The organism is Cetobacterium sp. 2A (assembly GCF_014250685.1).
Classification (GTDB): Bacteria; Fusobacteriota; Fusobacteriia; order Fusobacteriales; family Fusobacteriaceae; genus Cetobacterium.
In genome coordinates, this window is record NZ_JACFAJ010000009.1 from 54,876 (window position 1) to 70,047 (window position 15,172).

General features: G+C 27.0%; 11 protein-coding genes and 1 tRNA gene. 7 read left to right on the plus strand and 5 right to left on the minus strand.

What is annotated here, in order from left to right:
- The first annotated feature begins 3 nt into the window (after positions 1 to 3).
- The 7 genes from panF to H3N56_RS10755 all read left to right on the plus strand — a co-directional run bounded on the left by panF (position 4) and on the right by H3N56_RS10755 (position 6,001).
- Positions 4 to 1,452 carry a sodium/pantothenate symporter gene (gene panF, locus H3N56_RS10725; RefSeq protein WP_185881189.1) on the plus strand — a complete coding sequence of 483 codons (1,449 nt, stop codon included), beginning with the start codon at positions 4 to 6 and terminating at the stop codon, positions 1,450 to 1,452.
- A 40-nt stretch (positions 1,453 to 1,492) separates the two neighbouring features.
- A tRNA-Arg gene (locus tag H3N56_RS10730) sits at positions 1,493 to 1,569 on the plus strand.
- A gap of 116 nt (positions 1,570 to 1,685) precedes the next feature.
- Positions 1,686 to 2,771: an agmatine/peptidylarginine deiminase gene (locus H3N56_RS10735; RefSeq protein ID WP_185881190.1), complete on the plus strand. Its 1,086-nt coding sequence runs from the start codon at positions 1,686 to 1,688 to the stop codon at positions 2,769 to 2,771.
- Between the two features lie 109 nt (positions 2,772 to 2,880).
- Complete coding sequence (locus H3N56_RS10740) at positions 2,881 to 3,969, plus strand: histidinol-phosphate transaminase (RefSeq protein ID WP_185881191.1); 1,089 nt, start codon at positions 2,881 to 2,883, stop codon at positions 3,967 to 3,969.
- Between the two features lie 46 nt (positions 3,970 to 4,015).
- Positions 4,016 to 5,023, plus strand: coding sequence for a TrkA family potassium uptake protein (locus tag H3N56_RS10745; protein WP_185881192.1), 1,008 nt, complete (start codon positions 4,016 to 4,018; stop codon positions 5,021 to 5,023).
- Positions 5,024 to 5,100: 77 nt separating this feature from the next.
- A complete protein-coding gene (locus tag H3N56_RS10750) occupies positions 5,101 to 5,493 on the plus strand; it encodes a hypothetical protein (RefSeq protein WP_185881193.1) in 393 nt (130 codons plus the stop codon).
- Between the two features lie 19 nt (positions 5,494 to 5,512).
- Positions 5,513 to 6,001, plus strand: a complete 489-nt coding sequence (locus H3N56_RS10755) for a DUF1456 family protein (protein WP_185881194.1) — start codon at positions 5,513 to 5,515, stop codon at positions 5,999 to 6,001.
- Between the two features lie 60 nt (positions 6,002 to 6,061).
- On the opposite strand, the gene H3N56_RS10760 is transcribed toward H3N56_RS10755, so the two are convergent.
- From H3N56_RS10760 to H3N56_RS10780, 5 genes are all read right to left on the minus strand, one after another.
- Entirely contained in the window at positions 6,062 to 6,721 is a 660-nt protein-coding gene (locus H3N56_RS10760) for an ABC transporter ATP-binding protein (RefSeq protein ID WP_185881195.1), read from the minus strand.
- Positions 6,722 to 6,734: 13 nt separating this feature from the next.
- Entirely contained in the window at positions 6,735 to 7,895 is a 1,161-nt protein-coding gene (locus H3N56_RS10765; protein ID WP_185881196.1) for an efflux RND transporter periplasmic adaptor subunit, read from the minus strand.
- Positions 7,896 to 7,910: 15 nt separating this feature from the next.
- Positions 7,911 to 9,842, minus strand: a complete 1,932-nt coding sequence (locus H3N56_RS10770) for a [FeFe] hydrogenase, group A (RefSeq protein ID WP_185881197.1) — start codon at positions 9,840 to 9,842, stop codon at positions 7,911 to 7,913.
- 16 nt (positions 9,843 to 9,858) lie between these two features.
- The gene (locus tag H3N56_RS10775; RefSeq protein WP_185881198.1) at positions 9,859 to 12,729 is read right to left on the minus strand and encodes an AAA family ATPase; all 2,871 of its coding nucleotides are present in this window, start codon (positions 12,727 to 12,729) and stop codon (positions 9,859 to 9,861) included.
- Positions 12,730 to 12,790: 61 nt separating this feature from the next.
- Entirely contained in the window at positions 12,791 to 14,608 is a 1,818-nt protein-coding gene (locus H3N56_RS10780) for a sigma factor-like helix-turn-helix DNA-binding protein (RefSeq protein ID WP_185881199.1), read from the minus strand.
- Between the last annotated feature and the right edge of the window lie 564 nt (positions 14,609 to 15,172).

Below are 15,172 nucleotides of genomic sequence, written 5' to 3' on the forward strand. Positions count from 1 at the left end.
AAAATGTTAATACTTATACCTATCGTTGTATACTTGTTTGGTATGCTCTTTATAGCATATAAAGTAAATGGAATTAAAAACAATTCCAATGTCAACTTTATGGAAGAATATTTTATTGGTAGTAGAAATATGGGTGGCTTTGTTTTAGCCATGACAGTTGTAACCACGTATATTGGTGCCAGTTCTTTTATTGGTGGACCTGGAGTTGCTTATAAAATGGGACTTGGATGGGTATTATTAGCCTGTATACAAACTCCCACAGCCTTTTTAACTTTAGGGATTTTGGGAAAGAAGTTAGCTATAATATCAAGACAAATTGGTGGAGTAACTATTACAGACTTTTTAAGAGCTCGATACAAAAGTGATGTTGTTGTTATATTGGCATCTACTTTGATGCTAATCTTTTTTATAGGGAGTGTCGTTGTTCAGTTTGTTGGAGGAGCAAGACTATTTGAAAGTGTAACCGGTCTTTCATATTTGACTGGTTTAATTATTTTCTCTATTGTAGTTATTGGTTATACTACTTTTGGTGGTTTTAGAGCAGTTGTTATAACTGATGCAATTCAAGGTATTGTTATGTTAGTAGCTATGTCAGTTTTATTTATTGTTCTTTTAAAAAAAGGAAACGGAATGGAAAATATAATGAGAACCATAGAAGTTTCAAATCCTCAGTTTCTTTCACCTGATTCAGGTGGCGCTATAGGAAAATCTTTTATTTTATCTTTCTGGATGCTTGTTGGAGTTGCTGTTCTTGGACTACCCGCTACAACCGTTAGATGCATGGGATTTAAAGATACAAAATCAATGCATAACGCAATGATTCTTGGAACTTCTGTGGTAGGAGTTCTTATGATTGGAATGCATTTGATTGGTGTTATGGGAGTAGCTCTACAACCAAATGTTGATATAGGAGATAAAATTATTCCAATTCTAGCCATGGGACATTTACATCCAATTTTAGCTGGGTTATTTATTGCTGGACCTTTAGCTGCTATTATGTCAACTGTTGATTCATTTTTAATACTTTCATCAGCTGCTATTATAAAAGATCTTTATATAAACTATATTAATCCTCATCCTGAAGAGGCAAAAATAAAGAAAATATCTTTATTTACTTCTTTAATAATTGGTATAATTGTTTTTGTTTTAGCACTGAATCCGCCCGATTTACTTGTTTGGATTAACCTATTTGCCTTAGCGGGGCAGGAAGCAGCATTCTTTTGTCCTATTATTTTTGGACTTTATTGGAAGGGTGCAAATGCTACTGGAGCGATATCATCAATGTTATTTGGAGTTATCATTTATATTTACTTTATGACTTTTAAAGTAAACATTCTAGGATTACATCAAATTGTTCCTGTAATAGGATTAACAATTTTAGTATTTATTGTCGGTTCTCTTTTAGGAAAAAAATCTGATGAAACTACAATTAAGCAATTTTTTAATTATTGACTTTAACCCCTAAAAAGTGTAATATTTAGGCATACGGCTTGTCTTCATGGCTCAATCGGATAGAGCATCTGACTTCGGATCAGAGGGTTGAGGGTTCGAATCCTTCTGGAGACGCCACTCATATAATACATTACAATTTTATAAATATAAATTAACCTACATTATGTTACTCTAATGTAGGTTTTTTGTTTCAAAATTAAATTTTGTTTATCTAAAAATAGGAGAGTGTTCGTATGAAAAAAAAGATTCTTATTTTTATGACATTAATTATGTTTTTACCGTCAGTAAATATTTTTGCTTTAAACAATTATATTATGCCTAAAGAGGAACAAACTCATGAGGGAACTTGGTTAACTTGGCCACACAAATATACTTATGGAGAAGAATACAGAAAAGAGATAGAGAGTATATGGATTGATATTGTAAAAGCACTATATACAGGGGAAAACATCCATATCATTGCATATAACAACAAAGAAAGAGATAGAATTGAAAAGCTATTAATTAAAAATAAAGTAGATATGAAAAAAGTTGATTTCGTTATATCTAAGTCAGATGACGTATGGGTTAGAGATACTGGTCCAATTTTTATATTTGATAAAAATAACAAACTTACAATTGTAGATTTTGCTTTTGATGGTTGGGGAAAGAAAACGAAATATAAAAATGATGATAATATTCCTAAAAAAGTTGCTGAAACAAAAAAAATTCCAATTATAAATGTACCAGAACTTGTATTAGAAGGAGGATCTGTAGAATTAGATGGTAATGGAACAATGATGGCAACTCTTAGTTCTGTTGTAAGTAAAAATAGAAACAAAAACCTTACAGTAAAAGAAGTTGAAGAATATATAAAAAAATATCTAGGAGTTACTAATTTCATATGGTTAAAAGGAGTTACCGATGAAGATATTACTGACGCTCATATAGATGGAATGGCTCGTTTTTACAATGAAAATACCATATTAACTGTATCTAAGAAAGACTTTAGAGAACTTTATGATGGAATTGATATGAATGACTACAAAAAAATACAAAGTTCTAAAAATAGCAAGGGAGAACCATACAAGATAATTGAAATTCCTTTAACGAAGAAAAATGTAGTCGGATTAGACTATAAAGGATCTTATTTGAATTACTATATTGGAAATGAAGTAGTTCTTGTTCCTGTATATAAAGATGAAAATGATAAAATAGCAATAAAAATCATTTCAGATTTATATCCTAAAAAAAAGATAATTCCAATAGTAGTCAATAATCTTTTTCAATATGGGGGAATGATTCATTGTGTGACACAGCAGCAACCAGCAAGTATATAAGTTTTAAAACAAATCTCTTTAGATATTTCTAGAGAGATTTTTTATTTACCTTTTTAAATATTCTGTTATATAATTAAATTACAATTAAATATGTATTAGGAGGACATCGATGAAGAATGAGCACGGAGCTAATTTATTCCAATTGTCAAATAAGTTAGGGATTTCTAAAAATGAGTTTCTTGATTTTAGTTCCAATATAAATCCGTTTGGTGCAAGTGAAAAGGCTAAAAAAGCTGTTATTGAAAATATAGACTTAGTATCTATCTATCCAGATCCAGAATATAAAGCTTTAAGAAAAGCTATAGCTAATTATTCAAATTGCAATGAAAATAATATTATATTAAGTACTGGAGCGACTGAACTTATTTCAGCTTTTGTTAAATATGTCTTGCCAAAAAAAGCTATTTTACTTTCTCCAGCTTATTCAGAATATGAAAAAGAATTGAAAAAAATCAATTGTAATATCACAGAAATTTTATATAAAAAAGAAAATAATTTTATAATAAGCGTTGATGAAATTTTACAAAAAACAAAACAAGAAAATCCTGACTTAATAATCATCTGCAATCCAAATAATCCAACTGGTTCAGCTTTTACAGAAAAGCAAATTTCTAAAATTTTAGAAAATTTTAAAGGCTTTGTTATGATTGATGAAACTTATATAGAGTTTACAGATCTAGAAAAATATTCATCGTCTAAGTTAGTTGAAAAATATAATAATGTATTTGTTATTAGAGGAACTTCAAAATTTTTTTCAACTCCTGGAATCAGATTAGGGTATGGAGTTTGTCCCCAAGGTGAAACTTTTAATTCTCTTTCATCCATGTCAAATCTTTGGAATATTAATATTTTCGCTGAGATAATGGGTGAAATAATGTTTCAAGATTTTGATTACATTGAAAATTGTAGAAAAAATATTGAAAATTCATTCACTAAATTAAAGTTTAACTTGTCTAAAATAAATTCCTTAAAAATTTATGATAGTTCAAGTAATTTTGTTCTATGTGAAATATTAAATAAAGATGTTGATGCAAACTCTTTATACAATTTTTTACTTGAAAAAAAGATAATTATAAGAAAAGCATCTTCTTTCGCCGGATTGAACTCCAAATTTTTTAGAGTATGTGTATTAAAAGAAGAAGATAATTTAAAATTAATTGAATCGATAAAAGAATTCTTTTTATCAAAGGAAAGTTAAATTAAGAGTAGTATTCTACTAATAGAAGTTTAAATGGGAGGCTTAAATGAGGTCAGAAATAAAAAAACTTTTATTAGTTAGCTTCGGAATCTTTTTAACTTTTTTTATCAGTACAGCAGGTTATATGTTTTTAGAAGATTATAATTTTTTAGATGCCTTATATATGACGGTTATAACTCTTGCAACTGTTGGATTTTCAGAAGTAAAACCTTTATCCCCTGAAGGAAGAATTTTTACAATTTTTGTTATTTTTGGGGGCTTAACAATTTTTTTATATTTCTTAGGAGTTTTTACAGCTTTATTAGTTGAAGGTGAAATAGTAAATTACTTTAAAGGAGTTAAAATGAAGAAAATTATATTAGGATTAGAAAATCATTACATAGTTGTTGGTTATGGAAGAACTGGAGAAAATTTAGTAGAAAGTTTTGTAAATAAAAATCTACCTTTTGTCTTGATTGAAAAAGATCCTATAGTGATTGATAAATTTATATCAAAATATCATTCCAAGGTTCTTTCAGTTCTTGGAGATGCAACAGATGACCAAATCTTAATCGAGGCTGGTATAAAATCTGCATCTACAATTATTCCAGTACTTTCGAGTGATGCTGATAATCTTTTTACAACTATGAGTGCCAAAATTTTAAATCCAAATGTAAAAGTAGTAACCAGAATTAATGATTCATCGAACTATAATAAACTAAAAAAAGCCGGAGCTTCAAACATTTTATCTCCATATGAAATAACTGCTGAAAGAATGTTCTCTCTAGCTACAGAGGCTAATATTTTGACATTTTTAGATTTGACTGAAGGTTATCATAATACAAAAGAACTAACTATTGCTAAAATAGCAGTTACAGATGTTTCAGATTTAATAGGTAAAACTCTGGCACATGCTGAAATACCTAAAAAAACAGGATTAATCGTAATAGGAATAGCTCGTTCTGACTCTTTAATTCTAAATCCCATCTCACATACTGTAATTGAAAAGAATGATAAATTTTTAGTTATAGGATATGTAAAACAGATTAAAAATTTAGAAAAACTCTGCTCTTAAATATTAAAACTATTGACTTTTATTAAAAATAAAACTAGAATATGTTGTTATACATATAAAGCGGAGGCACCTTAATAATGAGAAAATTAAAAATTATTTTACTAGTTTCAATCTTTGTCTTAATGACAGGTTGTTTTAATGGACAAAAATCCATTGAGCTTGTAAAGAACTCTTTAGCACCAAATGTTATTTCTCTTTTTACAGGAAATAAACTTACTATCGGTAAAGTTGTAGGAGTTACTACTAATCCTACTTTTAAAAATTTTAAAGAAAATAATAATAATTTTGTTGAAGTTTCTTGGGATACTCAAGATAAGGGTACTGTTAAAATCATTTATTTAGTTAATTTGGAAACATCTAAGATTCAATTCTCAAAAATATATTCCAACAATGAGCAAATGAACGAGATCTTCTACTACGCTATTATGACAGCCTTAACTGCAGAATATAATAAAAATAATAACAAATAGTGATATTTAGGAGGAATAAATGACAAATAATGACGTTCTTAGAAGAGTGAGATATGCTCTTAGAATTAACGACAAAACTATGACTGAAATATTTAATCTTGGAGATTTAGAATTAACTCTAGAAAATGTTATAGATCTTTTAAAAAAACCAGAGGATGAAGGTTTTGTAAACTGTAATAACAAAACTTTAGATGCTTTTTTAACTGGATTAATAACATATAAAAGAGGAAAGCTACAACTTAAACCAGGTCAAACAGCTAAACCAGTTGAAGTTATTTCAAATAGTGCTAAAAATTTAAACAATCATATTCTTAGAAAACTTAGAATAGCTTTAGATTTTAAAAGTGAAGATATGCTTGCAGCATTTAAACTTGGTGAAGTTATTATTTCTGAATCTGAGTTAAGCGCTCTATTTAGAAGACCTGATCATAAAAATTATAAAGAGTGTGGAGATAAATATGTTAGAACTTTCATTAAAGGTATTACTTTAATGTTTAGAGGAGAATAATATTTAAATAAAAAAGAAGCTCAAAATCCAATAATTGGAGATTTGAGCTTCTTTAATTTACTAAACAATCATACCGTCTGAAATCTTTATAACTCTGTCACACATATTCGAAATACGAAGATCATGAGTTACTATTATAATTGTTGTCTTTAAATCTTTATTTATTTTTCTCAAAAGATCATATATTTCAGAGCTACTATGAGAATCTAAATTCCCTGTAGGTTCATCTGCCAAAACTATATCTGGATTATTTATAAGAGCTCTGGCTATAGCAACTCTTTGCTGTTGTCCTCCAGATAAGTCTCCTGATTTCCTATTTCCGAAGCTCTTTAGTCCAACATATTCTAGAATCTCTAAAGCTCTATCTTTTAGTTCATAGGTATCCTTTTGACTCCTTATCCAAGTTGGCATTAAAATATTTTCTAAAACAGTAAATTCTGGAAGAAGAAAATGAAATTGAAAAATAAATCCTATATTTTTATTCCTAAATTCAGCCATCTCATCTAAAGTATAGTGAGCCATATTCTTTTCTTTGAAATAAATATCACCCGAAGTAGGTTTATCAAGAGAACCTATAAGATTTAAAAGAGTACTTTTTCCACTTCCACTTTCTCCAATTATAGCTATAAAATCTCCTCTATAAAAAGTTAAATTTATGTTATTTAAAACTTTAGTCAAAATTTTATCTCCATAAGATTTATCGATATTTTTTAATTTCATTATTTCTTCTGAACTAATATTTTTCACCTTCTTCCGGAGATACTATTACTTCTTCTGTTTCTAGTCCACTTGTAATTACAAATCCATCAATAACTGGGATTCCAATAACTTCAACAAGTTTTTTACTACTTCCATTTTGTTTAAGAATAAATGTTTTTCCAGATTTTTTAATTAAATATTTTTCTGGAATTAATATAGCATCCTTTATCTTATGGCCTTGCAATATTACATTAACTGTCCCACCATAAAGAAATTCTTTTAAATCATTTTCAAGTGTTCCCTTTACCTCTATGGTTCCTGTCAAATTTGAGACATCAATTCCTATAAAGTAAATTTTTCCTTTAGTAAACTTTTCACTATCATAATACGGATAAATTTCAATTGAATCATTAATTGCAACTCTTCCTACATATTTTTCATCCAAATCAATATTTACTATTTTCTCATCTACAGATGAAACAGAAAATAAATTTGTGTAAGGTCCTACGGTATCTCCAACCTCAACATAACGTTCAGTTATATAGCTATCATATGGAGCATATACATAATATTTAGGCAAGGTATTTTCTAAAGAAGTTAATAAATGAGCTGATGAATTAACATTTGAAATACTTAACTTTCTAACAGCCCCATTTTCTATAGAATTTAATTGATTTTTGGCGTTTTCTAAAAAATTTTGATTTTGAATCAAAGTTGTTTTTTTCTGATTATAATCCAATTCTGTTATATATTTTTTATTATAGAGATTTTCATATTGTTCATATTCTTTTTTTGAAATCTCAAAATTCTTCAAAGCTGTATCATAAGCAGATTGAGCATTTGGTAAATCCAAAGTATCTGATTTTAATAACTGATTTCTTGAGCTTTCCAAATCTGCTTTTGCTTTTTCTATCTCAGCTTCTATTTGTTTTGTATCCAACTTAGCAATCAGAGCTCCCTGTTTTACAAAAGAGCCCTCTCTTAAAAATATTTTTTCAATAGTTCCATCAATTCCAGATGATAATACTGAATTTTCTTTTCCTTCAATAGTTCCAGATGATATTATTTTTTCAATATAATCAGCTTTTTTTACTCTTAATCCTTGGATTTTTTTATCAGTAAACAAAAATAATTTTGCTCCAATAATTGAAATTATTACTAAAATAATACCTACAAATAATTTTTTTTTCTTCATAATATTATCCTTTCCTTATTTTTTTAGTTTTGGAAAGTATTTTGTATGTAATAGTTCGTGAGCTTTACGACTCATAGGATAGTCTAAATACTTTTCGTATATAGCTAAAACTTGAACATTTTCATGTGATCTTCTTACTTTTAACTCTCTGTCTATTTTATTAAGTCCTGCAGCTCTTTTTTCCAAAGTTTCTTGTTTTTTCATAGCCTTAGGTTGACCACCACCACCAACACATCCACCTTTACAAGCCATTATTTCTATTGCATGATAAAATTCTTCTCCAGCTCTAATCTTGTCTAGCATTTTAGCAGCTTCTTCTAAACCATGAGCAATTCCTATTCTTAAATCAATATGGCCGATGCTAAGTTCACAAGTTCTAAATCCTTCCCATCCTCTTAGTGCTTCAAATTCTATATTCTCAATTCTTTGTCCTGTAATCATTTCAATTGTACTTCTAGTAGCGGCTTCTATAACTCCACCAGTCCTACCAAATATGATACCAGCACCTGAATACTCCCCAAGAGGATTATCAAATTCTTGATCCTCCAGTTCCTTTAAATCTATTTCAGTTTCCTTTAAAATCTTAATTAGTTCTCTAGTTGTTATAACATAATCAGTGTCATAGTTATCGCCTCTTGAGAATTCCTCTCTTGATGCTTCATATTTTTTAGCAAGACATGGCATAATTGCAACTGATGTCACCTGATTTCTTGAATATCCTTTTTCTTTTGCCCATATATCTTTAGCTATTGTCGAGAATATTTGCATAGGAGATTTAACTGTAGATGGAACATCTAACATATCAGGATAACTTTGTTCTATAAACTTTACCCATGCTGGACAACAAGATGTAAGTATAGGCAATCTAACTGTATCATCCTCTTTAAAGTATCTCTCTAGCCTGTCTTGAAATTCAGTAGCTTCTTCCATAATTGTTAAATCTGCTGCCCAAGTCGTATCAAAAACATAATCTACTCCAAGTGCTCTTAAAGCTGTATTTATTTTTTTCTCTACATTTTCTCCAGGTTCAAAACCAAACGCCTCTCCTATAGCAACTCTAACAGCAGGAGCCATTTGTGTTATAACTATTTTGCTAGGAGTAGCTAAATCTCTTAGGAATTTTAAAGTATTATCCCCTTCGTTGATGGCATTTACTGGACATGCAACAACACATTGACCACAGTGGGTACATCTTTCTATGTCTATTTCATGCTTTTCTTTTACTTTTCCTGTAATACACTTAACTGGACAAACTCTTGCACATGCCGTACATCCAATACATTTTTCTGTTATTCTAAATCTAACCAATTGTGGACATTCGCCAGCATAACATCTATGTTCTTCAATATGTTCTTCAAATTCATGATAGAAATTATCTATCGCTTCTAATATTAAATTATGATTTTGTTTTACAATCGATTTTATTATATCTGACAGATATCTCAATAAATAAATATCTCTCATATTTGCTTTACCTTTTGTTATTCTATCCAGTACTCTATCAATTCTATCTAACTCATATTTAGCAGGTAGATACTCTCTATATTCACCTTTCATAATTTTTCCAAGTAAAAATTCTACATAGAATTTAGAAAATTGTACGATACAATCTTCTTCAGAAAGAATTATAAGGTTTCTTACTTGTCCTTTTTCAAACAAATTAAAATCTAGAGGTTTATTTAAATCTTTCATTGTCAAAAATCCACCAAAAGGTATTCCAAATTGTGCAGCTTTGAAAGATTTTTTATTTTTAATACCTCCTCCTAGTTCTATTACTTCTTTAAGGGTAATTCCTTCAGGTATCTCAAAAATTCCTGGGTTATTTATTCTTCCAGAAATTGCAACTAATCTATTTTGCTCTACATCTGTACCTATTAATTCTGAACTATCAAAAGCTGAAAAAACAGATCCTAGTGAACTTCTTAGTATAATTTGCTTCTTAACCATATTTTCCCCCATTTTTTTATTTTTTATTTTTTTCAAAATTTCTAATTATTTGCTTTATTATCTTCAATTTTCTCCATTTTTTATTTTGAGAACTCATTTCACTATCTAGTAATTGATCCAATTCTTTTTTTATTTTAGAGTCTACTTCTGCTCCTCTATTCAAAAGATATTTTAATAATTTAGGTTCTGGATTTTGAATAACTACACTTAATATAGTTTGATTATAAATATTTTTTATATTAATGTCTACCCCAGTTTTTAGAACTTTTTCTATAAACTCTATCTTTTGGTCATAACTTATTTCACTTAGAGTTGGAATTATATGTATTAAATTAGATTTTCCTTTTGCTAAAAGATCTGTTTTTCCGCCTAATTCTAAAATCATGTCAAATAAAATTAAACTACTATTTAATATTACAGATCTATGAAGAGGTGTATATCTATCTTTTCCAAAACTATTTATTCCTTTTAATCCAATAATTTCATTTAATTTAACTAATTCTTCCTCAAAATTTTCTATTTTATTAAATTTTTTTTCTAATATTCCTTTTCTAGCTAAAGATATTCCCTTTGAGTTTTCTGTAATTTCATAGTTTGATAGAGCTTCGGGATATCTTTTTAATCCCATTAAAATATCTCCAACAAAATTTAATTCTTTTTTTCTTTTAAATATTTTTAATAACTTTTCTACATCACTCTCAGCTAGTTCATTACTTACTATTTTCTTTCTTATATTTTCCTTTATATCCTTCTCTCTATATGAAATTTGAAATTCATCATTCTTTTCTATTGCCAAAAGGTATTGATTTTTTTCTATTGCAACATCTATTATTTTTCTTCTAAAATGAGCTAATTTATTTTTTAATCCATATTTTTCAATTTTTTTTATGGCTATATTATAATCTGAATTCTCTATATCTTTTTCTATTTCCCATTCTTTTATAATTGTTGGGTGCCCCGATTGTTCAAAAGCATATTGTGCTTCTTCAAATTTTTCAAGAGCGTAAAGTTTCTCTCCTTCTTTATACCACTGATCTTTATTTGAAATTTCTGTTGTAACTATTTCCTCAAGCTCTTTATTTTGTTTTTTAGTTATAAAATGCTCTATCTTTTTTAAAATTGGGTTCTCTTCTGTATTTGATTCCATTACTATCAACTGTTCACGAGCTCTAGTTATACCAACATAAAATTTATTAAAAAACTTTCTATATCTTTGATCTTGTTTTACATTTCCAGAAAGAATTTTTTCCCACTGTTGTATATTGTTTGATGTCAGATTATAACAAATTACTTGTTTATATTCTAACCCTTTAATTTCCTCTACAGTAAATATTCTATGCTTGTTATTAAGCTTATCGTAGAGTTCATTTTTTTCAATTTCATCAGAAACTATAATAGCTACATTAACGTCTTTTTGAGCTCTTTCAATCAATTTAATATCAAAATTTGTAAGTATTACATCTCCGTCTTCAATTATGAAACTTTCTTTATAATCTTTTAATCCTAAATTGCCTATATATTCTCCTCTTAATTCTGCAAAGAAGTTTGCTAATTCAACTATTTTCCTACAACTACGATAATTTTTTGATAAAATATTAACATCATTTTTTAATTTATACTTTGTAAAATATAAATTTTTTACTCTCTCAAAACTAAAATAACTAGAGTTTACCATTTGGTGAATATCTCCAGCAAGAACTACTTTACTACCATTCTTAACTAAATTTAACAAACTATATATCTCTATCTCAGTTAAATCTTGTACTTCATCTATTATTAAAAAATCAAATGTCTTATTTAACTGAAAAGCTTCTCTAGCTAAATCATTCATATCATATTTTTCATTTTCTTTTAACCATTGATTATATTTTTCTGAAATAATATACAATTGTTTTCTTTGTTCTACATCAAGTACAGAATACTTGTCACTTAATTCCAAATACCCTTCTAAAGTAATCTGATTTTTTTCTAAATCCCTATCCCAATTATCTGCTTTTCCCTCGCTCATTATCCCTTTTATTATTCCAAAAATTTCAGAATAAATATTTTCTGTATCTATTCCTAATTTTTTTCTATTTGGAAATGAATACATCAAAAATTCTTTAAACTCTTTATATTTTACTATTTTTCTTTTATCTATATTTAAATATTCTTTATAAAAATCTTCTAAAGTATAAAAATAACTAATCTGATCTTTATTTTTATTTCGAAAGAAATTGTATTGAGCTTGAGTATTTTCTTTTAGATATTTATTTGATGTAAAATATGCTATGTTTTTTATATCATATGCTTCTGCATTCTCTTCAATATTTAAGAGTTTTCTCAATGTAATTGTACTTTTTCCACTTCCTGCACTTCCCGCAATGAATAAAGGTCCGTGAGTATTTAAGCATGTATATTGTTCATCATTTAGGTAATAATATGAAAATTTTCTATCATTTATAAAATTTTTAAACATAGAATCTTCTTTGAATTCATAAGTAATTACATTATTATAATCTAAATTAATTACAGCTGCTTCTTCTTGATTAGTTTCTTCATAATTTTCATAATTAATATCATATTCATTGAATGATTTGCCTGTAATTCTAAGAGATTTTTTTACTCCCATATCATGACTTGAGTATAATAAAAATAAAATGTTTTCTTCATTTTCATTCTCTCTTCTGTTAACTGTAAAAAAAATTCTATCCCCATTATTTATTCTAAACTCATAAATATTATTTTGACCTGAAATCTTTTTTATCCAAAACCCGTTAGGTAATGCTCTTAAATAATTTTCATCTTTTGAAATAGCCTTATAAAATCCATAAAGCTTTAAAGTAATTTTTTCTTCTTTATTTTTTGGAATACTTTTAAAAAAATTTTCTCTTATTAAAAACTTCATAGACTCCTCCTTTAAAAAAATAAAAGGAGCCGCAGTCAAATCACATCGGCTCCTTTTTTAGTTATCTTTTACTTAGAATATTACAGCCACCTCTGTACTCGGGTAATAAGTATCTTATATAAGATGCTATAAAATATTTATTTATTCTATTTTTTCTTACGAATCTCTTAAATCTTTTATCGAGTCTCATTTTACTAATGAATTCAGGAATAGAAATATATCCTTCTTCTTCATTCCTCTCAACCAATTCTTTTAATGATCTTATTTCATCTTTTGTTATAATTACAAAATCTACTAATCCAACACAAGATCTATCAAAAATAATTATTTGTTTCGAATTATCTATTGCATTATTTAGAGATATGCTTGAATATCCAAGTTTTTCCTGAATATATGATTTCTCTAATATTTTTCCCTCATTTTTTATAAATTTTTCTAGTTCTTCAACTCTATTAAATTCTTGTTCTCCAATAGTTAATACTCTACTATTTCCATTTGTATTTAAATTTAAATCATCAGAAAAATGATATTTGAATAACGAATAAAGCATATAATCGGTCATTATTCCATTTTGTTTAAATTCATCTTCCATTGATTTAAATAATGCAATACTATCTATATATTTAGTTTCTTTCGTTACTACTTTATTTTTAATTTCAACAAGTTTTTTAAGATTATATTCGATTTTATCTATATGTATATAGGTTCTCGAATCTGTCATTATTATACCTTCAATTCTTGATAAAAGACCTTCTAATCTCCTAGCTAAATTACTTATAGTCTCTTCATCTAAACTTTGAAAATCATCTTCATATAAATGATAGTTTAAACTAATATTAATATCTTCAATAATTGAACTTATACTTAATTCATCTATTCTTAAAGGTTTTTCTACAATTTTATTAAAATATAATTCTAAAATATCTTTATATCCATCATGTAGAAGATAAAAATTTCCATGTTGAGTATAACCCATTTTAGTTATAATTTTTTCAATTTCTTTTCTTCCAACCCATTTAAAACTTTTGAAAGAATCTTGAATTAAATATAATTCTTCTTCTGATATAACATCTAAAAATTCTAAAGAGTAGAAGATTTTAAAAAATCTTTCTCTTTTATCAAATAAAAATATATCTAAAAAATCTATATAATATGGTCTTGAAAAGATTTCATTTCTTTTAAGCAAGCTTACAAGATATTTATTTTCATCTCCAAAAATTTCTTCCATTTCCTCCAAAGGAATTTCATCTTTAAAATTCATGTCAATTCTTAAAGCAACATTTAAATTATAAGTAGTAAATATATTAAAAATTAAATTTTTAACTTTTATTTCAATTTGTCTTGTTCTTTCACGACTTATTCCTCTAATATTTCCTATTTCCTCGAGTGTTTTTCCATTTTCTAATCTATCAATTAATAACTCTTTATCTCCTTGGTTTAATTTTAAATTAAGTTTACGTATAATTTCTTGAACTGGTAAAGTAGCAGCTCCTGTTGAATATACTCTTTCTAAAGATTCTTTTGATAGTCCTAGACTTTCTATTTTTTCTTTTGTAAAACTTAAAAATTCTTCAAATTTAATATCTTTAAGTTCTTTAATAATAAATATAACATCCCCTATTTTAGAATTCATTATTCTTTTATAGTTTTTTTGTTTTTCTAAATCTATAAAGATTTGTTCGAGATCATTTTTTATTTTTTTTATTCTCCCGGGTCCTACTCCATCTTCGTTACTATATTTTCTGAGTAAAGTTTCATCTATTTGTGATATATAATTTATTGAGTTTTTTTTACAAAATTCAATAAATTTATTAAACTTTTCATCTTTCATAAAATCATTAATTTTTAGGTAATTGCACCATAATTTAATCATTTTCATCAAACATACCCTCCCCATAGATAGTATTTTTATCTAGAAAATTCTTTATAGTTATCTTTTGCTATATTTTTTATAAAAAGTCAATAGTTTTTTTAATAATAGCATACTCATACTTTAACTTCAAATTTTTTAATTAAAATTTTATGAAAAACGTTATAAAGCTGTATAATCGATTTTAAAGCAGTTGGATTGTTTCTATATGAATTTATAACAAGAGATAGAGATTCGTTGTTGATTTTTGATTTTATAGCGTCTGAGAGCTAATTGAATGTGATTCTAATTTCAATTTATTTATAAATATGATTTTAAATTTTAAATAATTTCATATATACAAGGGAAATGTGAACATAAAAATTCAACATATATAGTAGTTTTTATTGTTTAATATTGTTTATATTGTTAGGGGGGAAAATTTTAGCCTTAAAAAAATCGATAAAAGCTATATATAATAAGGTTTTATGAGGGTATAAATATCGAAAAAATCATTCGCATTACCCTTGTATATATGTCCGCATTACCCTTGTATATCTATTCGCATTACCCTTGTATATCTATTCGCATTAC